The organism is Aliiroseovarius sp. F20344, from assembly GCF_023016155.1.
Taxonomy (GTDB): Bacteria; Pseudomonadota; Alphaproteobacteria; order Rhodobacterales; family Rhodobacteraceae; genus Aliiroseovarius.
In genome coordinates, this window is the sequence record NZ_JALKBG010000003.1 from 556722 (window position 1) to 578269 (window position 21548).

Consider the following 21548-nt stretch of genomic DNA (forward strand, 5'->3'; position numbering starts at 1 on the left):
GGGATATCTGGTGGCAAAAACTGGAAAGGACGGAAACATGAGCGGATATGATGATCGTGACGGCAAGATCTGGATGGACGGCCAGCTGGTCGAATGGCGCGATGCGAACGTCCACATTCTGACCCACGCGCTGCATTATGCGTCGTCTGTTTTTGAGGGCGAGCGCCTGTATGACGGTAAGATCTTCCTGTCGCGTAAGCATTCGGAACGCCTTCTGAAATCGGGCGAGATGATGGATATGCCGATCCCCTATTCGGTGGATGAAATTGAAGCTGCCAAGCAGGCTGTGGTCGAGGCCAATGACCTGACCAATGCTTACGTTCGTGTTGTGGCTTGGCGCGGCGCCGGGGAAGACATGGGCGTCAGCTCTGCCAAGAACCCGGTCCGGATGGCTGTGGCCGCGTGGGCTTGGGGCGACTATTACGGCGACGCCAAGATGAAAGGCGCTAAGCTGGATATCGCGAAGTGGAAACGCCCGTCGCCCGAAACCATTCCGACCGCGGCGAAAGCTGCTGGTCTTTACATGATCTGCACCATGTCCAAGCATGCGGCCGAGGCCAAAGGCTGCTCGGATGCTCTGTTCATGGATTATCGCGGCTATGTGGCTGAAGCGACCGGCGCGAACGTCTTCTTTGTGAAAGACGGTGAGGTTCATACCCCAATCCCCGACGCGATCCTGAACGGCCTGACCCGTCAGACGGTAATCGGTATGCTGAAGGAAAAAGGCATCACCGTACATGAGCGTCACATCATGCCCGAAGAGCTGGCTGATTTCGAACAGTGTTGGCTGACCGGTTCAGCGGCTGAAGTTACACCAGTCGGTCAAATCGGTGAGTACACATTCGAAGTGGGTGAGCTGACCCGTGACATTGCAGAAAGCTATGAAAAGCTTGTCAGAAGCTAAGACAAATTAACGTCTTGTGAACGCCCGGCTCTTACCTTGCAGTTACCGCAAGGGGGTCGGGCGTTTTGCTGTCCAGAAACCTTAAAATCCTAGTCACGATCATCACAGTCGTGGTCCTGCCAAGTGCGGCGGCCCTGACGTGGTACGCCATCACCAAGGATCCAACGATCCGGCCGCTTGGTATTACAAAGCGTGCGCTGGAACAGCGGGGGTCGACGGGCGGAACCGGTCTGATCATCTTAATCCAATACGATCCGGTGGAACACGCGATAGCGAGCGAAGCCTTGGGCAAAAGGATCATTTTTGCATTCGAAGCGAAAGGTGTGGCAGGCGAGGTTAAGCTTCGTCGCGTTCAGGGGCATGAGATGTCAGTGACCTATATTGTCGGCGCTTCGACAATTGGCCCATTTCGCGCATCGCAAGCCACCAGGGGAATTAATGCAGCCGCGGGGGCCTATCGCATGAATATGTCGCGAAACGAAACCGACGGCGGCGGTTAATCGGTCTACCCAATCAAACGCTGCTTCGCCCAACCTGCGGCATCGGCCACCACAGGATCTGGATCGATCAAATGAGGCTCTAACATGGGCAGAAACGCCGCATCGCCTGAATTTCCCACCGCGTATAGGACATTTCGAAGAAAGCGATTTCGCCCAATCCTTTTGACAGGACTGCCCGAGAATTTTTCGCGGAAAGCTGTATCATCAAGGGTCAACAGTTCGGACAGTTTCGGCGCCACCAGATCGTCGCGCGCGGCATAGCGTATTTCGGATGCCTCTACTGCGAACTTGTTCCACGGGCAGGCAGCAAGGCAGTCATCACAACCATAGATTCGATTTCCAAGCTTCGCACGAAGCTCTTCATCCACCGGCCCTTTGTGTTCAATCGTCAGATAGGAAATGCAGCGCCGCCCATCCAGTTGAAACGGCGCGGGGAACGCATCTGTGGGGCAGGCGTCCAAACACGATGTGCACGAGCCGCAGTTTTCCTGACCCGGCGCGTCAACTGGAAGCTCCAACGTTGTGAAAATCGCGCCTAGAAAGAACCAGTTTCCCAGCTCGCGGGACAGAAGGTTGGTGTGTTTGCCTTGCCACCCCAACCCAGCTGCTGCCCCCAAAGGTTTTTCCATGACCGGGGCTGTGTCGACGAAGACTTTGATCTCACCCCCAAAGTGGTCGATCATCCAACGCCCCACACGCTTCAGGCGCTTTTTTACGATGTCATGATAGTCTCTATTCTGGGCGTAAACGCTGATTGCAGCGCGATCTTTTTGGCCGATGACGGTCATCGGATCATGTGAGGGCGTATAAGGCTCTGCCAGCATGATCACCGATTTCGCTTCGGGCCAAAGTGCAGCGGGATTGCCGCGCCAATTCATCCGATCACCCATCCACGCCATGTCTCCGTGACGCCCTTCGGCCACGAACTGTTCAAGGCGCTCGGCGATTTCAGGGACTGAGTTCGGCGTACAGATGCGTGCGGCTGCGAACCCTTCAGTCAGCGCCTGCGAGACGATTTCAGTTTTCTGGGATGCGCCGTCTTTCGGTGGTAAGCGGCGCGATGTGCCGCCGCCTACGGTCAAAAGTCCAGGTCCGAGTAATGTGCTGGCTGCGGAAACCCTGCGATCTGATCTGCAAGGATGGAACGGAAGGCTGGGCGAGATTTGATCTTGGCATACCAATCGCGAACATTTGCGTTCCGGTTCCAATCCACATCGCTGATATAGTCCAGCGACGACAAATGCGCGGCTGCTGCAAAATCTGCCAGCGACATCGTGTTTCCTGCGAGCCAGCGACGTTGATCCAGAAGCCACCCCATATAGTCGAGGTGATATTTGATCGCCTTGGCCCCGGCCTTGATCGCACGGCTTTCGGGATAGCCCGCGCCCATGACCTTTTTGTTCACACGCTCGTAAAGCAGGTTCGCGGTGACTTCGTTGTGGAACTTGTCGTCAAACCAGCTGACCAGCCTGCGTACCTCGTATCGACCTTCGGGGTCTTTCGGGAGCAGGGCGGGTTCGGGAAACTTCTCTTCCAGATATTCGCAGATTGGCGCGCTTTCTGTCAGAAGTTGACCATCCATTTTCAGGATGGGCACTTTGCCTGCAGGGTTGCGGCGAAGGAATTCCGGGCTGCGTTCCCAATAGCGTTCCTCGACCAATTCAACCTCGACCTTTTTTTCGGCAAGGGACAACCGCACTTTGCGGCAGAAAGGAGAGAGCGGGACGTGGAAAAGGCGGTTCATTGGAAACTTCTGAATTTGGTGTTTCAACCGTATTGCCCCGAACCGGGCTTGGGATCAATCCTCGAAGCAGTCTGAGCGCCCATCCGCGCGGATCGTAGCCGCCCCTTCGACGATGGATTGGGCGCGTTTTCGCACGAATGGGGAAGGTCGCGCGGCGGATCGTTCTTTTGGGTTTGGCAGTAAGGCGGCCAATCGACCAGCTTGCACAGGTGTCAGTTCGTCCGGCCCAACGCCGAAATAGTGGCGCGCTGCGGCCTCCACCCCGAAGACGCCTTCGTCGAATTCTGCGACGTTTAGGTAGACCTCAATGATGCGGCGTTTGGTCCAGACAAGTTCGATTGCCGGGGTGAGTATGGCTTCCAAGGCTTTTCGTAGCCAAGAACGACCGTGCCAAAGGAATGTATTCTTCACGACCTGCTGTGACAGGGTCGAAGCTCCACGTCCCCCGCCGTCTTCGATGGCCGTCCGGATCGCGCCCATGTCGAAACCCCAATGGCGGCAGAAATTTGCGTCTTCGGCAGCGACAACCGACCGCGCCATCACGGGAGAGACTTCTTCAAGATCGACCCATTGTCGGTCCACGTCGCCCAAGCGCATTTTCTCAGCGATGATGTAGGGCGTGGTTGGCGGATTGATGAAAGCGTATCCCACAATCCCAAGGGCAAAGAACACCAGACAAGCGACCACGGCGCGGAAAAGCCAGCGCTTCACCCACTGAATGGGTTGAAACGGCTTGCGCTTCTTCGTGCTCTTCTTGCGCTTGGTCTTGGTTGGTTTCTTTTTTGCTCGTGCCACGGGTCTTTCACACCACGCGAAAGGGGTGTGGGTCAAGACCGGTTCCAAAATGAAAACGCCCACCAGGTGGTGGGCGTTCATCAAAAATTTAGGGCAGCTTACTCTGCCGGGATAGCGTCGGCTTCCAGCGAAAGCGGTGCTGGAAGCTTGTCCAACATCTCTTTCGGGCAGACTTGCAAGAAGTTGCGCTTCTCGCTGTCCCAGTGACGCAGAATTTCCGTGGCCTTCTGGCTGCGGGTTTCTTCGGCGTGGCGTTCGATCAGGCCTTTCAACTGGGCTTCCCAGTGATCGACCGTAACCGGGCAGGTCACAAGGCTTTCCATATTCATGTGGTCCTGTGCCTCGCCATCCGGGTCATAGAGGTAAGCCATGCCGCCGGTCATGCCCGCGCCAAAGTTCGACCCGATTGAGCCAAGGATCACAGCCACACCGCCTGTCGTATATTCACACCCATTCGACCCACAGCCTTCGATCACCACATTGGCGCCGGAGTTACGCACTGCGAAACGCTCGCCCGCGCGGCCTGCGGCGAACAAGTAACCATCGGTCGCACCGTAAAGCACCGTGTTGCCGATGATCGTGTTGTCCGATGCGGTCAATGGGCTGACCAGTGGCGGACGCACAACAACGGTACCGCCCGACAGACCTTTGCCGACATAGTCGTTGGCGTCACCCGATACCTCGATCTTCAGACCGGGGGCGGCGAAGGCACCCAGCGACTGCCCAGCCGAGCCTTGCAGCTTCACCGTCAGGTGATCCGGCTGCAGCGAGTTGCGCATGCCGAAGCGTTTCACGATGTGCGACGAAATCCGCGTGCCAACCGTCCGGTGCGTGTTCTGCACCGTATAGGACAGCTGCATTTTCTCGCCATCTTCCAAGAAGCGCTGCGCATCGCGTACGATCTCGGCGTCCAGAGTATCGGGCACGGCGTTGCGGTCACGGTCGCGGTTGTACTCGATCTTGTCAGCACCATCGACCACCAGCAGAAGCGGGTTGAGGTCGAGGTCATCCAAATGAGCCGACCCACGCGAAACCTGCGAAAGCAGATCAGCACGACCGATGACATCATCCAGCGACCGTGCGCCCAGCTCGGCCAGGATCTCACGGACTTCCTGAGCGTAGAAGGTGATTAGGTTCACAACCTTGTCGGCGTTGCCGGTGAACTTGGCGCGCAAGTCTTCGTCTTGCGTACAAACGCCAACGGGACAGGTGTTCGACTGACACTGACGGACCATGATACAGCCCATCGCGATCAGAGCGGCGGTGCCGATGCCGTATTCCTCGGCCCCCATCATCGCCGCCATGACGATGTCACGACCGGTGCGCAGGCCACCATCGGTCCGCAGCGTGACGCGCGAGCGCAGGTTGTTCATGGCCAGCACTTGGTGTGCTTCGGTCAGGCCCATTTCCCACGGCAGACCTGCGAACTTGATCGAGGTCGCGGGCGATGCACCCGTGCCGCCATTGTGGCCCGAGATCAGGATCACGTCGGCTTTCGCCTTCGCAACACCAGCCGCAATCGTACCAACACCGGAAGATGCCACCAGTTTCACTGTCACCTTACAGCGCGGGTTGATCTGCTTCAGGTCATAGATCAGCTGAGCCAGATCCTCGATCGAATAGATGTCGTGGTGCGGCGGCGGTGAAATCAGCGTCACACCCTTGGTCGAGTGGCGCAGACGGGCAATCAGGTCTGTGACCTTCATGCCGGGCAGCTGACCACCTTCACCGGGCTTGGCGCCTTGGGCGACCTTGATCTCAAGCTCTTCACACTGGTTCAGGTATTCGGCGGTCACACCGAAACGGCCCGATGCCACCTGTTTGATCTTGGCCGACGGGTTGTCACCATTGGGTTCCGGATGGAAATGCGCGGGATCTTCACCGCCCTCACCCGAATCCGACTTGGCACCGATACGGTTCATCGCAACGTTCAGGGTCTTGTGCGCCTCGGGCGACAGCGCCCCAAGCGACATGCCCGGCGTCACGAAACGCTTGCGGATCGCGTTGATGCTTTCCACTTCCTCGATTGGAACAGGCTTGCCCATTGGTTTGATGTCGAGCAGATCGCGCAGATGGATCGGCGGGTTCGACCGCATCTTGGCCGAATACTGCTTCCACATCTCGAACGAGGCACGGTCACAGGCCGATTGCATCAGGTGCATGGTTTGAGCTTCCCAGGCGTGCGTCTCACCCGTACGGCGTGCTTTGTAGAAACCACCCACCGGCAGCACTTTGTCGCCTCCACCAAAACCCGAGGCGTGGATTTTTTCCAGTTTGCGCTGGATGCCGCTGACACCAATGCCCGAGATGCGCGAGGTCATGCCGGGGAAGTATTCCGCCACCATGGCACGCGACAGGCCGACGGCCTCGAAGTTCAGGCCACCTCGATAGGATGAAATGACCGAGATACCCATCTTCGCCATGATCTTCAGAAGACCCTGGTTGATGGCTTCTCGATAACGGCTGACCGCTTCGCTGAGCGAGCAGTCCAGCAGGCCACGTTCGATACGATCAGCAAGCGAGTCTTCAGCCAGATAAGCGTTCACCGTGGTTGCGCCACAGCCCACCAGAACCGCGAAGTAATGCGGGTCGATACATTCGGCCGAGCGCACGTTTAGCGAGGTGAACGTGCGCAGACCTTTTTGCACCAGCCAGCTGTGAACCGCAGAAGTCGCAAGGATCATTGGCATGGCCACGCGGTCTTCGCCCTGCGCCTGATCAGTTAGGACAAGGTGGCCAGCGCCCGAGCGCACGGCCTCTTCCGCTTGTGCGCGGATGTCTTCCAGTGCGATGCGCAGCGCGCTTTCGTCGCCGCCTGCGGGGAAGGTACAGTCGATCTCGGTCACCGAGGTTTCGAAGGACTCGATCAGTTTCAAGAACTGCTCGTTGCCAACAAACGGACTTTCCAGCACGACGATTTCCGTCTGAGCGCCGCTTTCGTCCAGCACGTTCTTCAGGTTGCCGAAGCGCGTCTTCAACGACATCACGCGGAATTCACGTAGACTGTCGATCGGAGGGTTGGTAACCTGCGAAAAGTTCTGACGGAAGAAGTGGCTCAGCGGGCGGTATTTGTTCGACAGAACAGCTGATGGGGTATCATCGCCCATTGATGCCAGCGTTTCTTTGCCGTCTTCAGCCATCGGGGCCAGAATCTGCTCCAGCTCTTCCAGCGTGTAACCGGCAGCCACCTGACGGCGGCGCAGTTCGTCGCCTTGGAACAGCGGCTTTTCTTCGATCTGGGACAGGCTTTCTTCCATGTCGTTGATCTTGCCAACCCACTCCCCGAATGGCTGAGCAGCGGCCAGTTTGTTCTTGATTTCAACGTCGTGGTACAGCTTGCCTTCTTTGGTATCCACGGCCAGCAACTGACCTGGACCAAGCGCGCCTTTTTCGACAACTGTGGCTTCATCTGTGGGCACCATGCCCGCTTCCGAACCCGCGATGACCAGACCGTCACCGGTTACGACATAGCGCATCGGGCGCAGACCGTTACGGTCCAGACCGGCACAGACCCAGCGACCATCGGTCATGGCAAGGGCGGCGGGGCCGTCCCACGGTTCCATCACCGAGTTGCAATAGGAATACATGTCCTTCCACGCTTGCGGCAGGTCGATGGCTTGCTTGGACCAGCTTTCAGGTACCAGCATGGTTTTCGCCATCGGGGCAGAACGGCCCGCGCGCACCATAACCTCGAACACCGCATCAAGCGCGGCCGAGTCGGACGAGCCGTTTGGCACAATCGGTTTGATGTCTTCGGCAAGGTCACCAAAGAAGGACGAGGCCATGCGGATCTCGTGCGACTTCATCCAGTTCAGGTTGCCCTTCAGCGTGTTGATCTCGCCGTTATGAGCCAGCATGCGGAAGGGTTGAGCCAGCCACCATTGTGGGAAGGTGTTGGTCGAATAACGCTGGTGATAAATCGCAAAGGTCGATTTGAAGCGTTCGTCCATTAGGTCGGGATAGAACACCGCAACCTGCTCGGCCAGCATCATGCCTTTATAGATGATCGAGCGGCAGGACAGCGACGCGATGTATAGGTCGTTGATCTGCGACGCCGCAGCCGCTTTTTCGATACGACGGCGGATGACGTACAACTCGCGCTCAAATTGCTCTTCATCGACGCCTTTCGAGTTTGAGATCAAGATTTGCTCGATCTCGGGGCGCGTGGCGTTGGCTTTGTCACCTAGACAGTCGATGTCGACAGGAACGTGGCGCCAGCCATAAATGTAGTAGCCCATTTTCAGGACTTCGGTTTCCACAATCGTCCGGCAGGTTTCCTGTGCGCCGAAGTCCGTGCGGGGCAGGAAGACCTGACCAACCGCAATCAGTTGATCTTCGCGGGGCTCGTGACCCGTGCGACGGATCTGATCATAGAAGAACGGAACCGGGATTTGTACATGAATGCCCGCGCCGTCACCGGTCTTGCCGTCTGCGTCCACAGCCCCACGGTGCCAAATGGCTTTCAGCGCGTCGATACCCGCCTCAACAACTTTGCGTGTTGGCTTGCCATCGACGGCAACCACAAGACCCACACCGCACGAGCTGTGCTCTTCTTCTTCGCGATAGAGGCTGTGTTCGTTCATAAAGGCGCGCTTGGCTTCTTCGCGGCGGACCCAGTTTTCATCATATTTCGTCATATCGGTTCTCCTTGCGGATGGGCGCGGGCGACTTGGCCCGGCATGCCCAGAGGTGTGATTATTCGGCGGCGACAGCGGCGGATGCGTTCAGGCTGTCCAGTATGCTGGCACCTGCTTCGCGGCCGTCACGGATGGCCCAAACGACCAGCGATGCACCGCGCACGATGTCGCCAACAGCCCAAACGCCGTCCAGATCGGTCTTATGCGTGCCAAAGGAGGCTTTCACGGTGCCCCAACGGGTCACGGGCAGATCCTTTTCGCCCCAGAGGGTCGGCAGGTCTTCGGGCTCGAAACCCAGCGCCTTGATGACCAGATCGGCGTCTTCGGTGTAATCCGAGCCTTCGATCACTTCGGGGCTGCGACGACCCGAGGCATCGGGTGCGCCAAGACGCATCTTCTGCACGATCACGCCGTTCACGGGGTCGCCGGTGAAGCCTTTCGGGGCAGACAACCAAACGAATTCCACGCCTTCTTCCTCGGCGTTCTGCGTTTCGCGTTGAGAGCCGGGCATGTTGGCACGGTCACGGCGATACAGACACTTTACAGACTTGGCACCCTGACGGATCGCGGTACGAACACAGTCCATCGCGGTATCACCACCGCCGATGACGACGACGTTCTTGCCTTCAGCGTTCAGCTCGCCGCTCTCAAATTCCGGAACGGTGTCGCCAAAGCTTAGCTTGTTGGAGCAGGTCAGGTAGTCCAGAGCCGGAACGATGCCTTTGGCACCAGCGCCGGGGCCCGTCAGGTCGCGACCTTTGTAGACGCCCGTGGCCAGAAGAACGGCGTTGTTCTGAGCGCGGATGTCTTGGAAGGTGATGTCTTCGCCGACATTGCAGTTCAGAACGAACTCAACGCCCGCATCTTCCAACAGTTTCACGCGGCGCATGACCACGTCTTTTTCCAGCTTGAAACCGGGGATGCCATAGGTCAGCAGCCCACCCGCGCGATCGTGGCGGTCATAGACGGTGACTTTTACGCCAGCACGTACCAGCACGTCAGCCGCAGCCAGACCACCGGGGCCAGCGCCGATAATGGCAACTTTTTCCGAGCGATCCGCAACCGGGGTAATAGCTTCGACCCAGCCGTTATCCCAGGCGGTGTCTGTGATGTATTTCTCGACCGCGCCGATGGTGACGGTGCCGTGGCCCGACTGTTCAATCACGCAGTTGCCTTCGCACAGACGGTCCTGCGGGCAGATACGTCCGCAGATCTCGGGGAAGGTGTTGGTGGCTTGGCTCAGCTCATAGGCTTCTTTCAGGCGACCCGACGCGGTCATCCGCAGCCAATCGGGGATGTTGTTGTGCAGCGGGCAGTGCGACTGGCAATAAGGTACGCCGCATTGGCTACAGCGGCTGGCCTGTTCGGCTGCCTTCTGTTCTGCAAACTCCGCATAGATCTCGTTGAAGTCTTCTTTGCGGGTTTCGGCGGTGCGCTTTTTGGGCATATCCCGGTCGACCGTCACGAATTTCAACATAGGCTGCTTTGCCATCCTGGCTCTCCCTCGGCTGGCCCTTTGCGGGCAGGTCGTTGGCTTGGAGTTGTGCTTGTAAGAGGACTCGCATTGAATGAAAAGTCAATAGTACTGACCTAAATGAAGAAAAGTGACCTGAGTAGGAGGAAATTCGGCCAAATTTGGAAATTAATAAGGCAATAATACTTACCTAAATATCCTCTTCCCTTTCCGAACGGCTGCTTTAGCTTGCCGCACAGCCGCATTTCAAGGAACCGCGCATGTCGCTTGCCCATATTCTTCTGGTCGCCATCATTCAGGGAATCACCGAATTTCTGCCTGTTTCGTCTTCAGGTCACCTGGTTTTGGTGCCTCGCCTGACGGGCTTGCCGGATCAGGGCTTGGCAATTGATGTGGCAGTGCATCTGGGCACGCTGGGCGCGGTTGTTCTCTATTTCTGGAGAGATGTTCAAATCGGGCTTGCCGGTATTCCGCGCATGCTGACAGGTCGGATTGATACGCCGGGCGCAAAGCTGGCGTTTTTGCTGGTGATCGCAACAATCCCTGCTGTCATCCTTGGACTGATTTTCAAAATGACTGGGTTTAGCGATGCGATGCGGTCCATCAAGGTGATTGCTTGGACAATGATCATCTTTGGCTTGGTGTTGTACTGGGTCGACCAGAAAGGGGCGGTTCAGAAAACCGCAAATGATTGGAGCCTGAAGGACGCGGTGATCATGGGTTTGTGGCAGGCTTTGGCCTTGATCCCCGGAACGTCGCGTTCCGGTGCTACGATCTCGGGTGCGCGTGCGTTGGGCTATGAACGTTCGGATGGTGCGAAATTGGCAATGCTGATGTCGATCCCAACCATAATTGCTTCGGGCGTCCTCTTGGGGGCTGAAGTTGCAGCCACAGCTGACGCTCAAGTCGCCAAGGACGGCGCAATTGCCGCAATGTTTTCTTTCGTGGCAGCGCTTTTGGCGCTGAGCCTGATGATGCGCCTTTTGCGATCGGTCAGCTTCACGCCTTACGTGATCTACCGTATCGCGTTGGGGGTCGTGCTGTTGGGCATCGCATATCTGTAAAGAAAAAGGCGCGGGATGAACCGCGCCCTTCCAATCATTCACTCTGACAGTGTCAGCCGCCTGTGCGCAGGTTCTTGGCCGAGTTCTGGATCGCCGCATATTGCCCGCCCACGCGGAAGCGCCACAGATAGTCCGGCAAGATCGCAGACATGGCGCGTGGCGTAATACCCAGGTCCTCAAACCCCTTCGCATCGTCAGCGACAACGTTGTCATAACGCAGGCTTGTTACCTGATCACGAGTCAGAGGCGCCTTGATCAGGCCGCCAGAAATCCACTGAACAAAATCAAAGATCCCGGCTTGAAGTCGGGCGATGCCGAAAGGCAGGTTCAGCACAAGACGACGACGCTGCGTGATCTTCAGCATGCGGTTGATCGAATCGCGCAGCGTTTCGACATCCGGGCCGCCCAGCTCATAGATGCCGGCGTCGACCTGACCCAAAACAGCTTTCTCGGCGGCTTTGGCGATGTCATCCACATGGACCGGTTGGAACTTGGTGTCGCCACCGGTGATCGGCAGAACAGGTCCAAATCGTGTCATGCTGGCAAAGCGGTTGAAGAACTGATCTTCAGTTCCGAAAACCACGGAAGGGCGCAAAATGACTGCGCCCGGGAAGGCGGCTTTCACATCAGCCTCGCCTTGAGCCTTGGTGCGCGAATACTCGCTTTCGCTGTTCGCGTCAGCGCCGATGGCGGAAAGCTGAACAAGCTGTCCAACGCCTTCTTCGGCAGCGATGCGTGCCACACGCCCTGCCCCGTCGTGGTGAACGGCATCAAAGCTGTTCTTCCCGATTGAGTTCAAAACGCCCACGCAATTCACAACCGCATCGGCACCCTGCATGGCGGCACGAACGGAATTGTCATCGCGAATGTTGCACAGGATCGGTTCGACCTGACCTACGGCACCATAGGGTTTCACGAACAGGGCTTCATTCGGACGACGTACTGCAACGCGAACGCGCCAGCCCTGCTTGGCCATGCGGCGAGCAATATACCGTCCGATAAATCCTGAACCACCATAGATCGTCACCAGATTGGACATGGAAGCTCTCCTTGAATTTCTTAGCTTTTGAATAGCTTTCAAAGCGCCTTTGGGCAAGGCGCAAACGGAATCCGTTAAAAGCGGCGAAATGCGGTTGACACTCCATGCGGGTCGCTTTACATCCCCGCCTCACCAACCCGTGCCCAGATGGCGGAATTGGTAGACGCGCTAGCTTCAGGTGCTAGTGTCCGTATGGACGTGGAGGTTCGAGTCCTCTTCTGGGCACCAAATATCCCCGAAAACCGAATACTTGACGCATAGTTCGAATGACTAGCTGTCGTTTGTTGTCGTGTCGCTAATCCGCACATAGTCTCCAGCCGATACACCGCGGTACGCCTTTGTCAGCTCGTCCGAAACTTCTGTCCCATCTTTCATAAACGGCAAAATCCCACGGCGCATCGAATGGCCACGCCCGGCTTCGATCTGAGCGTCAGATTTGGTGACCCGTTGGCTCATCCGACGGCCCCATTGGCCCAGCATCTCGTATAAACGGGCGATCTGATCTTGGTGTGAGTTGCCGCGCGCCAGATCGTTCAGCTCGTCCGGGTCAGTTTCCAGATCAAACAGCATCGGGCGCAAGCCGCCCTCGGCATGCATCAGTTTGTAACGTCCGTCAAACACCATAAACAGCCGCGCATCGCGGGGGCTGACGCCCAGTTTCTCGCAGACGGGGGTCGACGAGTAGTCATATTCGCTGATCGCGAAGTCACGCCATTCCGGTGTCTCGCCGCGCAGCCATGGCATCAGGCTGCGGCCTTCAAGGATGTGATCGGCCACTTTGCCGTCCGCGACTTCGACAAAGGTGGGGGCAAGGTCGATTGCTTCGACCAAAGCATCACACGTGGTGCCGCGCGTGGCATCCGCCGAAGGGCGCGGGTCCGCGATGATCAGTGGCACTTTGACGGATGCCTCATGGAACAGGTCCTTTTCGCCCAGCCAGTGATCTCCCAGATAATCCCCGTGGTCCGAGGTCAGGACGATCATGGTGTTATCTGCCTGCCCGGTCGCTTCGAGATGATCCAAAATGCGCCCCAAATGATCATCGCATTGCTTGATTAGACCCATATAGGCAGGGATGACCTTGCGGCGCACTTCGTCCTGCTGGAAGGCAGCGGCGATCTTGTTGTGCATGAAGGCGTCAAACACCGGCTGCGCGTTCTGGCGTTCATCGTCCGAGCGAACTGCGGGCGGCACATCATCTGGTCCGAACATGTCGTGATAGGGCGCGGGCACGATATAGGGCCAGTGCGGTTTGATATAGCTGACATGCGCGCACCAAGGCCCCTTGGCCTGATCCATGAAGCTCAGGGTTTCACTGGTCAGCCACGCGGTTTCGCTGTCTTCTTCGCGGATATTGGCGGGTTTATCGGCGTTGTCGAACATCCAGCCGCTGGCGATCTCGCCATCCTCGACGCCTGCATTGGCGTTCACCGACCACGGGTTTTCGGCCTCGTAACCTTTGGACTTCAAATACGCATTATAGGGCGAGTGCTTTTCGTCATAGAATCCGTCTGGCCCTTCGGCCCAAAGGCCGTCGTCGCGGACCCAGACATCAAATCCGCACTCTGCTTGCCGCGCACCGATGACGCTGTCGGGTGCGATGCCAAGGCGCTTCATCCCTTCGGCATCGACCTTCATATGTGTCTTGCCCAGAAGCCAGCAGACCATCCCCGCTTCGCGCAGGTGATCGCCCATGGTGTGCTCGCCGACTCGCAGGGGAAAGCCGTTCCACTGCGCCCCATGGGACGAGGCATAGCGCCCGGTATAGGTGCTCATCCGGCTGGCGCCACAGATTGGGGATTGCACATAGCAGTTGGTGAACCGCACCCCGCGCGCGGCGACACGATCGAAATTTGGGGTCTTCAGCGTCGGGTGACCGGCACAGCTGAGGTAATCGAACCGCAGCTGATCATACATGATGAAAAGGATATTCATGCCGTTCCTCCCGTTGGCGTTAAGCGCACGGTAGGGCAGGTGGGTCAGTTCATCAATGACGGATCAGATCTGACGACCTTGCAGGAGGCGGGGCAGGTCTCCGGTCAGTCCAGCGGCCTCGCGGATGAAATTGCGACGCAGACCCGGCATGGCGTTCACAGCACCCAATCCAATGTCACGCGCGGCGCGCAGAATGGGATTATCGTTTGAAAACAGCCGGTTGGTGGCTTCGGTCATCATGACCATCTGCGAGACATCCCAGCGGCGCCACTGTTGATAGCGTTCCAGCACATCCAGACGGCCAATGTCTTCGCCACGACGGCGGGCGAGCGTCAGAACCTCGGCCAGAGCAGCTACGTCCTTTAGGCCGGCGTTCAATCCCTGCCCGGCAATCGGGTGCATCCCGTGGGCCGCGTCGCCGACCAAGGCCAGCCGGTCCGCAATGAAACTGTTCGCGACTGTCAGGTTCAACGGATAGGTAAACCGCTTACCCGCAAGGCTGATATCGCCAAGAAACGATCCGAAACGCGGGCGCAGTTCTTCGATGTAGCCAGCATCATCCAGCGCGTGGATGCGCGCGGCCTCGTCATGGGTTTCCGTCCACACGATCGAGCACTGATTGCCCGGTAACGGCAGGATCGCAAGCGGGCCCGACGGCATGAAAAACTGATGTGCAACACCGTTATGAGGCATCGCGTGATCAATCGCGCAAACCAGTGAGGTTTGCCCATAATCATGCCCGTGACGCTTGATCCCCGCACGTTCACCTGTGCCGGATTTGCGCCCGTCGCAGCCAACAACCATACGCCCCGTCAGCGACTTTCCTGACGCAAGTTCAAGCGTGACCGATGCAGCGCCAATGTCTTGCGCAATGACCGTATCTTGATCAATCAGCGTGACATTCGGGTGGGCCTCGACGGCGTCCAAAAAGGCGCGGGACAGGAAGCGATCTTCGATCATATAGCCCATCGGGCCTTCGTCGATCTCGGCGTGATCAAACTCTAACACGAAAGGGCCGGGGCCTTCACCGGGACGTCCGTCCGAGATGCGGATATCCAACAAAGGCTGGGCATTATCGACAACCTTGGGCCAAACTCCAAGGGCAGCCAGAAGACGTTGCGATGCAAGCGCAAGCGCGTATCCACGACCGTCAAAATTATCCCCACCCCGTGCGCCTTTGGGCAGCGCATCAATCATGGTGACCTTGAACCCGGTGTCTCCAAGAGCCAGCGCCAAGGCGGGTCCGTTCAGACCTCCGCCCACGATCAGGATATCGGCATCATAGTTCATATGCTCTTTCTGCCCCTCTCGTTTAGGATTGTCCATGCGTCGTCCTGTCGTTACCGTCTTTCGAGCACACAAAAACGGAGGCAGGGATGAGCAATACGTGGTTGACCATGAGCATGGCTGACTTAGGCCGGGGCATTGCCAAGGGCGAGATTGACCCCGAAGCCCTGACCCGCACCTATTTGGATGCCATCAAATCCCACCCGTTTGCCGACCGTATCTATGCTCGCGTCACTGAAGAACGCGCCCTATCAGAAGCCCGCGCCGCGGCTGAACGTGCGCGCACGGGGCATCGTTTGGGACTGCTGGATGGCGTTCCGATCAGTTGGAAAGACCTGTTCGACACCGCAGGAGTTGCGACCGAAGCAGGGTCTGCCTTGCTGAAAAACCGCGTTCCGACAGAGGATGCCGAGGTGCTGCGCAACGCTACAGCTGCGGGCCTTGTCTGCCTTGGCAAAACGCATATGAGCGAGCTGGCGTTCTCGGGCCTTGGATTGAACCCGGTGACAGCAACCAGCCCCTGCGTGAATGATCATGATGCGGTGTCTGGTGGCAGCTCGTCGGGTGCGGCGACGTCCGTGGCCTTCAATCTCGCACCTTGTGGAATTGGGTCCGACACGGGCGGATCGGTACGTATCCCGTCGGCATGGAATGATTTGGTTGGGTTAAAAACAACCTCGGGCCGGGTGTCGGCCAAAGGTGTCGTATCGCTTGCCGCGCGTTTCGACACAGTCGGCCCATTGTGTCGCACCGTGGAAGACGCCGCATTGATGCTCGCTGCATTGGAAGGCGGGCAGGCTGCTGATCTACGCGGCGCGTCTTTGAATAAAACGCGCCTTTTGGTGTTGGAAAACGGGTTTGAAGGCTGCCGTGACGAACCTATGGCGGGGTTCGACAGTGCGCTGGGCCGATTGATGGATGGCGGCGCTGAAGTCAAACGCATACATTTGCCCATCGTCGATGAAGCGCTGGCCTTGTCTGGAGTGTTGTTCACCACCGAAGCTTACGCGACATGGCGCACAGAAATTGAAGCGCAGCCCGATCTGATGTTCCCGGCCATCCGCGAACGGTTCATGTCGGGGGCGGCGTTTTCGGGCGCGGATTTTGTGGCTGCGTGGCAAAGATTGGATGCAATCCGCGCGGAGTTTATGTCTGAAATTGCGGGTTTCGACGCGGTTGTTTTGCCCACGTCTCCGATTATGCCCCCGAATGTGGAACGCTTGATGTCGGACCAAGACTATTATGTCGAAGAGAACCTTTGGGCGCTTAGAAATACACGCATTGGCAACCTTCTGGGCCTGTGCGGACTAAGCTTGCCAACGGGCCTTCCGTCGACCGGCATCATGCTTCTGGGTGCGCCATTTGGGGAAGAACGCTTGCTGCGCCTTGGAGCGGCCGCCGAGGCCGTGTTGTCCTAAAAGCCACAGCTTGGCCTCTCAAGCGCTGAATTTCACAGCGTATTTCTGGACCACACGGATAATGCAGGCTATCCTCAGTCCAAACGGGGCGACATGATCCCGATAATTGAGGCAGTAGCAAAGACGTTCCTATGACGTTTCCCGAGCGGTATTCCAGCTTGCCCGAATATGCATTTCCGCGTTTGCGGACCCTTCTCGACGCGCATGCGCCGGGGGGCGAAATCATGCATATGACGATTGGCGAACCCAAGCACCCGTTCCCGAACTGGGTGCCCGAGGTGTTGGCCCAAGCCGTTGATGGATTTGCGAAATACCCACCCAATGAGGGTGCGCCCGAGCTGCTGGATGCGATTTCCGGCTGGCTGGATCGCCGCTACGGCGTTGATGTTCCGGCTGATCAGATCATGGCCCTGAATGGCACACGTGAAGGGCTGTTCAATGCGCTGATCGCCTTGTGCCCAGAACAAACGTCGCGCGGCGAAAAGCCGGTCGTTTTGATCCCCAACCCGTTTTATCAGGTCTACGCAGTGGCTGCGATGACGGTCGGGGCGGAACCTGTGCTTTTGCCTGCAACGGCTGAAAACAACTTCCTGCCTGACTATTCGCAGCTCTCGCCCGAGATCTTGAACAGAACCGAAGTCGCATACATCTGTTCGCCCTCCAACCCGCAAGGGGCCGTGGCGGATCGTGATTATTGGGCGAACCTGATTGCGTTGGCCGAAAAGTATGATTTCCAGATATTCGCGGATGAATGCTATTCCGAGATCTACCGCGACACGCCGCCTCCTGGCGCGCTTGAGGTCGCCCGTGAAGGTGGGGCCGACCCCGAACGTGTGGCGATTTTCCATTCGCTGTCCAAACGCTCGAACCTGCCCGGTCTTCGATCGGGTTTTATCGCGGGTGGCCCAGAAAGCATTCGTCGTGTGCGTCAGTTGCGTGCTTTTTCGGGGGCTCCGCTGCCTTTGCCGCTGCAACGCGTGGCGGAACGGGCTTGGACGGACGAGGCGCACGTGGCTGAGAACCGCGCGCTGTACCAAGAAAAATACGCAATTGCGGACGAGATTTTTGCTGGTGTCGAGGGGTACAGGCCCCCCGAAGCCGGCTTTTTCCTGTGGCTTCCCGTCGAAGACGGCGAAGAGGCCGCAATGAAACTGTGGACCAAAACAGGCGTGCGGGTTTTGCCCGGTGCGTATCTGTCGCGGGATGTGAATGAAGAAAACCCCGGAAAGGGGTTCATTAGGGTCGCAATGGTGGCCCCAAAAGAAGACATGACGCGCGGGCTGATCCAGCTTCGCGACTGTCTGTATAAGTAAGGACGAGGTGGCATGGCGTACCAGGCGAAACAACGAGATCCGATTTTTGACAGCACGACACAAGCAGTGCTGGAACGACGTGGGAAAGAGCTTTTGGGCATTGGCCTGATTGCGCTGGGCGTCATGATCGCGCTGATCCTTGGAAGCTATTCACCAGAAGATCCGGGCTGGATGTCGGCAACAGATACGCCCGCGCAAAACGCGTTGGGTCGCTTTGGGGCGTTCATTGCATCGCCACTTTCGGTCATCGCCGGGCTGGGATCATGGGCTTTGCCATTGATCTTGGTTGTCTGGGGACTGCGCATGACGTTCCATTTCGGGGAAGAGCGCGCAATCGGACGTCTGATTTTTGCCCCGATCGCAGTTGCACTGTGTTCTGTCTATGCCTCGACCTTGGTTCCGGGCTCGGGTTGGACCCACTCGTTTGGCCTTGGTGGGCTGTTTGGCGACACTGTTCTTGGTGCCATGTTGGCCGCATTGCCTGTTAGTGCGGGCGCTGGTCTGAAAGTCATGTCGGCGATTGCCGCGGTGGCTGCGCTTGTCGCAACCATCTTTGTACTTGGATTGAACAAGGACGAGTTGAAACGGATTGGGCACTTTTTGGTCGTTGGCGTCGTCATGACCTATGCTGGTATCGTATCGCTGCTGGGCAAAGGCGCAAAAGGGGCCGCCACTGGTGCAGCCGCAACCGCCCGCCACATGCAGGAACGCCATGCCGCTCGCAAAGAAGAGCAGATGGCGCAGGAAGAATATCAAGAGCTGTATGAGGAAGAATTTTCGGCCCCGCCGCCGTTGCATAAGGCCCGTGTGTTGCGCCCCGAACCGCCTCTTCACGGAGCTTCGCAAGGGTTTGCTCAGGAAGAACCCGTGCCTGCACCTGCCCCGCAAAAACAAGGTTTGTTGGCGTCCCTAATGCGTCGGAATGTTGAGCCCGAACCGGAATTGGTTGAGCCCGCAACCTTCGAAGGTGACATCCCCGAAGGGCTGGGTGGCGAAGATCGCATCCGCGCCAAAATCGCGTCGGCCCTTAAGAACCGGTCACGTGAAATGCCGATTGCCAATCCAATGCGCGCCGAACCTCCTTTGGAACGTGCGGTTTCGCGTCACCGTCGCAGCCCGGATCCGATGATCTTGGATACGACCTCTCCTGCAGAGCCAGATATGGATGTGCCGGTTGAAGACTATGTTGACTACGCCCAGGCCGCGCCGATGGATGAGCAACCGGCGTCGCATGCTCAGGACATGGCCGCGCCATATGCGGATGATGCGCATTTTGCCAACGATGACGATCTGATCGTTGAGGATCTTATGGCACCCGAGGCAGAGCCTGAAGCCCGCGTATACACGCCACAGCATTCCGGGTTCACGCAGCCGTCCAAAAAGGTTGTTCAGCACCCACCGAAAAAGGCGACCCAGCCTTCGACCCGTGCCAAGGCCGAAGCGCAGCCTGCTTTGAAGTTCGAAGAAAGCCACCCGGGCTATGAGCTTCCGCCGCTGAACCTGTTGGCGAACCCAATTTCGATCGAGCGTCACCATTTGTCGGATGAAGCGCTGGAAGAAAATGCGCGTATGCTGGAAACCGTGCTGGATGACTATGGCGTGAAGGGCGAGATCGTATCGGTCCGTCCCGGCCCTGTTGTCACCATGTACGAGCTTGAACCCGCGCCAGGCTTGAAAGCCAGCCGTGTGATTGGTCTGGCTGACGATATCGCGCGTTCAATGTCTGCCCTGTCCGCCCGAGTTTCGACGGTTCCGGGGCGATCGGTGATTGGTATCGAACTGCCGAATGAAAAACGCGAAATGGTGTCCTTCCGCGAAATCCTGTCGACCCGCGATTTTGGTGACGGCAACCACCGCCTACCACTTGCTTTGGGGAAAGACATTGGCGGCGAGCCCGTCGTGGCGAACCTTGCCAAGATGCCTCACCTGCTGATCGCAGGGACAACAGGGTCAGGTAAATCCGTGGCGATCAACACCATGATCATGTCGCTGCTCTACAAGCTGACGCCCGAAGACTGTCGCATGATTATGATTGATCCGAAGATGCTGGAACTGTCTGTTTATGACGGCATTCCGCATCTGCTTTCCCCCGTCGTGACTGACCCGAAAAAGGCTGTTGTTGCCCTGAAATGGGTCGTAGGCGAGATGGAGGAACGGTATCGCAAGATGTCCAAAATGGGTGTGCGTAACATCGAAGGCTACAACAGCCGCGTTGCCGATACCCTTGCCAAAGGCGAAATGTTCGAGCGTACCGTTCAGACGGGTTTTGACGACGACACTGGCGAACCGATCTTCGAAACTGAAGAATTCGCACCTAAGAAACTGCCCTTCATCGTGGTGGTTGTCGACGAGATGGCCGACCTGATGATGGTCGCTGGTAAAGAAATTGAAGCCTGTATTCAGCGCCTGGCACAGATGGCGCGTGCCTCGGGCATTCACATTATCATGGCCACGCAGCGTCCGTCGGTTGACGTGATCACCGGCACGATCAAAGCGAACTTCCCCACCCGGATTTCGTTCCAGGTGACGTCGAAAGTCGACAGCCGTACCATTCTGGGTGAGCAAGGCGCCGAGCAGCTTTTGGGCATGGGTGACATGCTCTACATGGCTGGCGGATCGAAAATCACCCGTGTGCACGGTCCGTTTGTATCGGACGAAGAGGTCGAAGAGATCGTCACCTACCTGAAAAGCTTCGGTCCGCCAGAATATGTGGGCGGAGTTTCCGATGGACCGGCCGAAGACAAAGCCGACAATATCGACGCCGTTCTTGGCTTGAACACTGGTGGCAACACCGGTGGCGAAGATGCGCTTTACGATCAGGCGGTTGGGATTGTGATCAAGGATCGTAAATGCTCGACATCGTATATCCAGCGTAAGCTTGGCATCGGCTACAACAAGGCCGCGCGCCTTGTTGAACAGATGGAGGATCAAGGGCTTGTGTCGGCGTCTAACCACGTTGGCAAGCGTGAAATCCTAATCCCAGAACAGCAGTAAAACCCCGCCCGGACAACGATCCGGATTGCGTCGACCCTTCGGGGTCGGCGCGCTTTCAATAATAAGAAACTGAGGCAAACCAATGATTCAAAGACGTCATACAACCGACCGTATGAGCCAAAGCGTGACGCACAAAAGTGTCGTGTATCTGGCAGGTCAGGTCGGCAATCCCGGCGACAGCGTAGCGGACCAAACCCGTGAATGTCTGGCCCGTGTTGAAAAGCTTCTGGACGAAGCAGGCTCGTCCACCAAACACATGTTGCAAGCCATTATCTGGATGGCTGACATGAAGGACTTCGCCGAGATGAACGAGGTCTGGGATGCTTGGGTTCCCAAGGGCCATGCCCCTGCCCGCGCGACCGGTTCCGCTGAACTGGCCACCCCGGATCACAAGGTCGAAGTGATCGTGACCGCCGCTGTCACTGAATAACAGCGCCCCTTGAA

Annotated in this window: 15 protein-coding genes and 1 tRNA gene; 8 read left to right on the forward strand and 8 right to left on the reverse strand. The window is 57.6% G+C overall.

Translation table 11 applies throughout. The annotated features are described in order from the left end of the window. Positions 1-37 precede the first annotated feature (37 nt). Together MWU55_RS03270 and MWU55_RS03275 are read left to right on the forward strand one after the other, a co-directional pair. Positions 38-904 (forward strand): branched-chain amino acid aminotransferase, encoded by an 867-nt coding sequence (locus tag MWU55_RS03270; protein WP_246934272.1) that lies wholly within the window; start codon positions 38-40, stop codon positions 902-904. A 65-nt stretch (positions 905-969) separates the two neighbouring features. Next, positions 970-1404, forward strand: coding sequence for a hypothetical protein (locus MWU55_RS03275; protein ID WP_246934273.1), 435 nt, complete (start codon positions 970-972; stop codon positions 1402-1404). A 5-nt stretch (positions 1405-1409) separates the two neighbouring features. Here the strand turns inward: MWU55_RS03275 and queG are convergent, their stop codons facing one another. The 5 genes from queG to MWU55_RS03300 all read right to left on the reverse strand — a co-directional run bounded on the left by queG (position 1410) and on the right by MWU55_RS03300 (position 10072). Continuing rightward, positions 1410-2486, reverse strand: coding sequence for a tRNA epoxyqueuosine(34) reductase QueG (gene queG / locus MWU55_RS03280; RefSeq protein WP_246934274.1), 1077 nt, complete (start codon positions 2484-2486; stop codon positions 1410-1412). Beyond that, the gene (locus tag MWU55_RS03285; protein WP_246934275.1) at positions 2483-3148 is read right to left on the reverse strand and encodes a glutathione S-transferase family protein; all 666 of its coding nucleotides are present in this window, start codon (positions 3146-3148) and stop codon (positions 2483-2485) included. Before MWU55_RS03285 ends, queG begins: the two co-directional genes overlap by 4 nt. A 54-nt stretch (positions 3149-3202) precedes the next feature. Continuing rightward, entirely contained in the window at positions 3203-3943 is a 741-nt protein-coding gene (mtgA, locus tag MWU55_RS03290) for a monofunctional biosynthetic peptidoglycan transglycosylase (protein ID WP_246934276.1), read from the reverse strand. 98 nt (positions 3944-4041) lie between these two features. Continuing rightward, entirely contained in the window at positions 4042-8580 is a 4539-nt protein-coding gene (gene gltB, locus MWU55_RS03295; protein ID WP_246934277.1) for a glutamate synthase large subunit, read from the reverse strand. Between the two features lie 58 nt (positions 8581-8638). Beyond that, on the reverse strand, positions 8639-10072 hold the full coding sequence (locus tag MWU55_RS03300; RefSeq protein ID WP_246934278.1) for an NAD(P)-dependent oxidoreductase: 1434 nt from the start codon (positions 10070-10072) through the stop codon (positions 8639-8641). Positions 10073-10314: 242 nt separating this feature from the next. Here MWU55_RS03300 and MWU55_RS03305 point away from each other — a divergent pair, with 242 nt between their 5' ends. Then, a complete protein-coding gene (locus MWU55_RS03305) occupies positions 10315-11118 on the forward strand; it encodes an undecaprenyl-diphosphate phosphatase (RefSeq protein WP_246934279.1) in 804 nt (267 codons plus the stop codon). A gap of 52 nt (positions 11119-11170) precedes the next feature. Here the strand turns inward: MWU55_RS03305 and MWU55_RS03310 are convergent, their stop codons facing one another. Beyond that, positions 11171-12157, reverse strand: a complete 987-nt coding sequence (locus MWU55_RS03310) for a complex I NDUFA9 subunit family protein (protein ID WP_246934280.1) — start codon at positions 12155-12157, stop codon at positions 11171-11173. Between the two features lie 141 nt (positions 12158-12298). On the opposite strand from MWU55_RS03310, the gene MWU55_RS03315 reads away from it, so the two are divergent. After that, positions 12299-12385 (forward strand) — tRNA-Leu (locus MWU55_RS03315). Positions 12386-12427: 42 nt separating this feature from the next. On the opposite strand, the gene MWU55_RS03320 is transcribed toward MWU55_RS03315, so the two are convergent. Both MWU55_RS03320 and MWU55_RS03325 read right to left on the reverse strand, forming a co-directional pair. Continuing rightward, on the reverse strand, positions 12428-14092 hold the full coding sequence (locus MWU55_RS03320; RefSeq protein ID WP_246934281.1) for a sulfatase-like hydrolase/transferase: 1665 nt from the start codon (positions 14090-14092) through the stop codon (positions 12428-12430). 63 nt (positions 14093-14155) lie between these two features. Next, positions 14156-15418 (reverse strand): FAD-dependent monooxygenase, encoded by a 1263-nt coding sequence (locus MWU55_RS03325; protein WP_246934282.1) that lies wholly within the window; start codon positions 15416-15418, stop codon positions 14156-14158. Between the two features lie 50 nt (positions 15419-15468). On the opposite strand from MWU55_RS03325, the gene MWU55_RS03330 reads away from it, so the two are divergent. From MWU55_RS03330 to MWU55_RS03345, 4 genes are all read left to right on the forward strand, one after another. Further along, positions 15469-16797: an amidase family protein gene (locus tag MWU55_RS03330; RefSeq protein WP_246934283.1), complete on the forward strand. Its 1329-nt coding sequence runs from the start codon at positions 15469-15471 to the stop codon at positions 16795-16797. A gap of 131 nt (positions 16798-16928) precedes the next feature. After that, a complete protein-coding gene (locus MWU55_RS03335; RefSeq protein ID WP_246934284.1) occupies positions 16929-18110 on the forward strand; it encodes an aminotransferase class I/II-fold pyridoxal phosphate-dependent enzyme in 1182 nt (393 codons plus the stop codon). Positions 18111-18122: 12 nt separating this feature from the next. Beyond that, positions 18123-21104, forward strand: coding sequence for a DNA translocase FtsK 4TM domain-containing protein (locus MWU55_RS03340; RefSeq protein WP_246934285.1), 2982 nt, complete (start codon positions 18123-18125; stop codon positions 21102-21104). An 82-nt stretch (positions 21105-21186) separates the two neighbouring features. Beyond that, positions 21187-21534, forward strand: a complete 348-nt coding sequence (locus MWU55_RS03345) for a RidA family protein (RefSeq protein ID WP_246934286.1) — start codon at positions 21187-21189, stop codon at positions 21532-21534. Positions 21535-21548 lie beyond the last annotated feature (14 nt).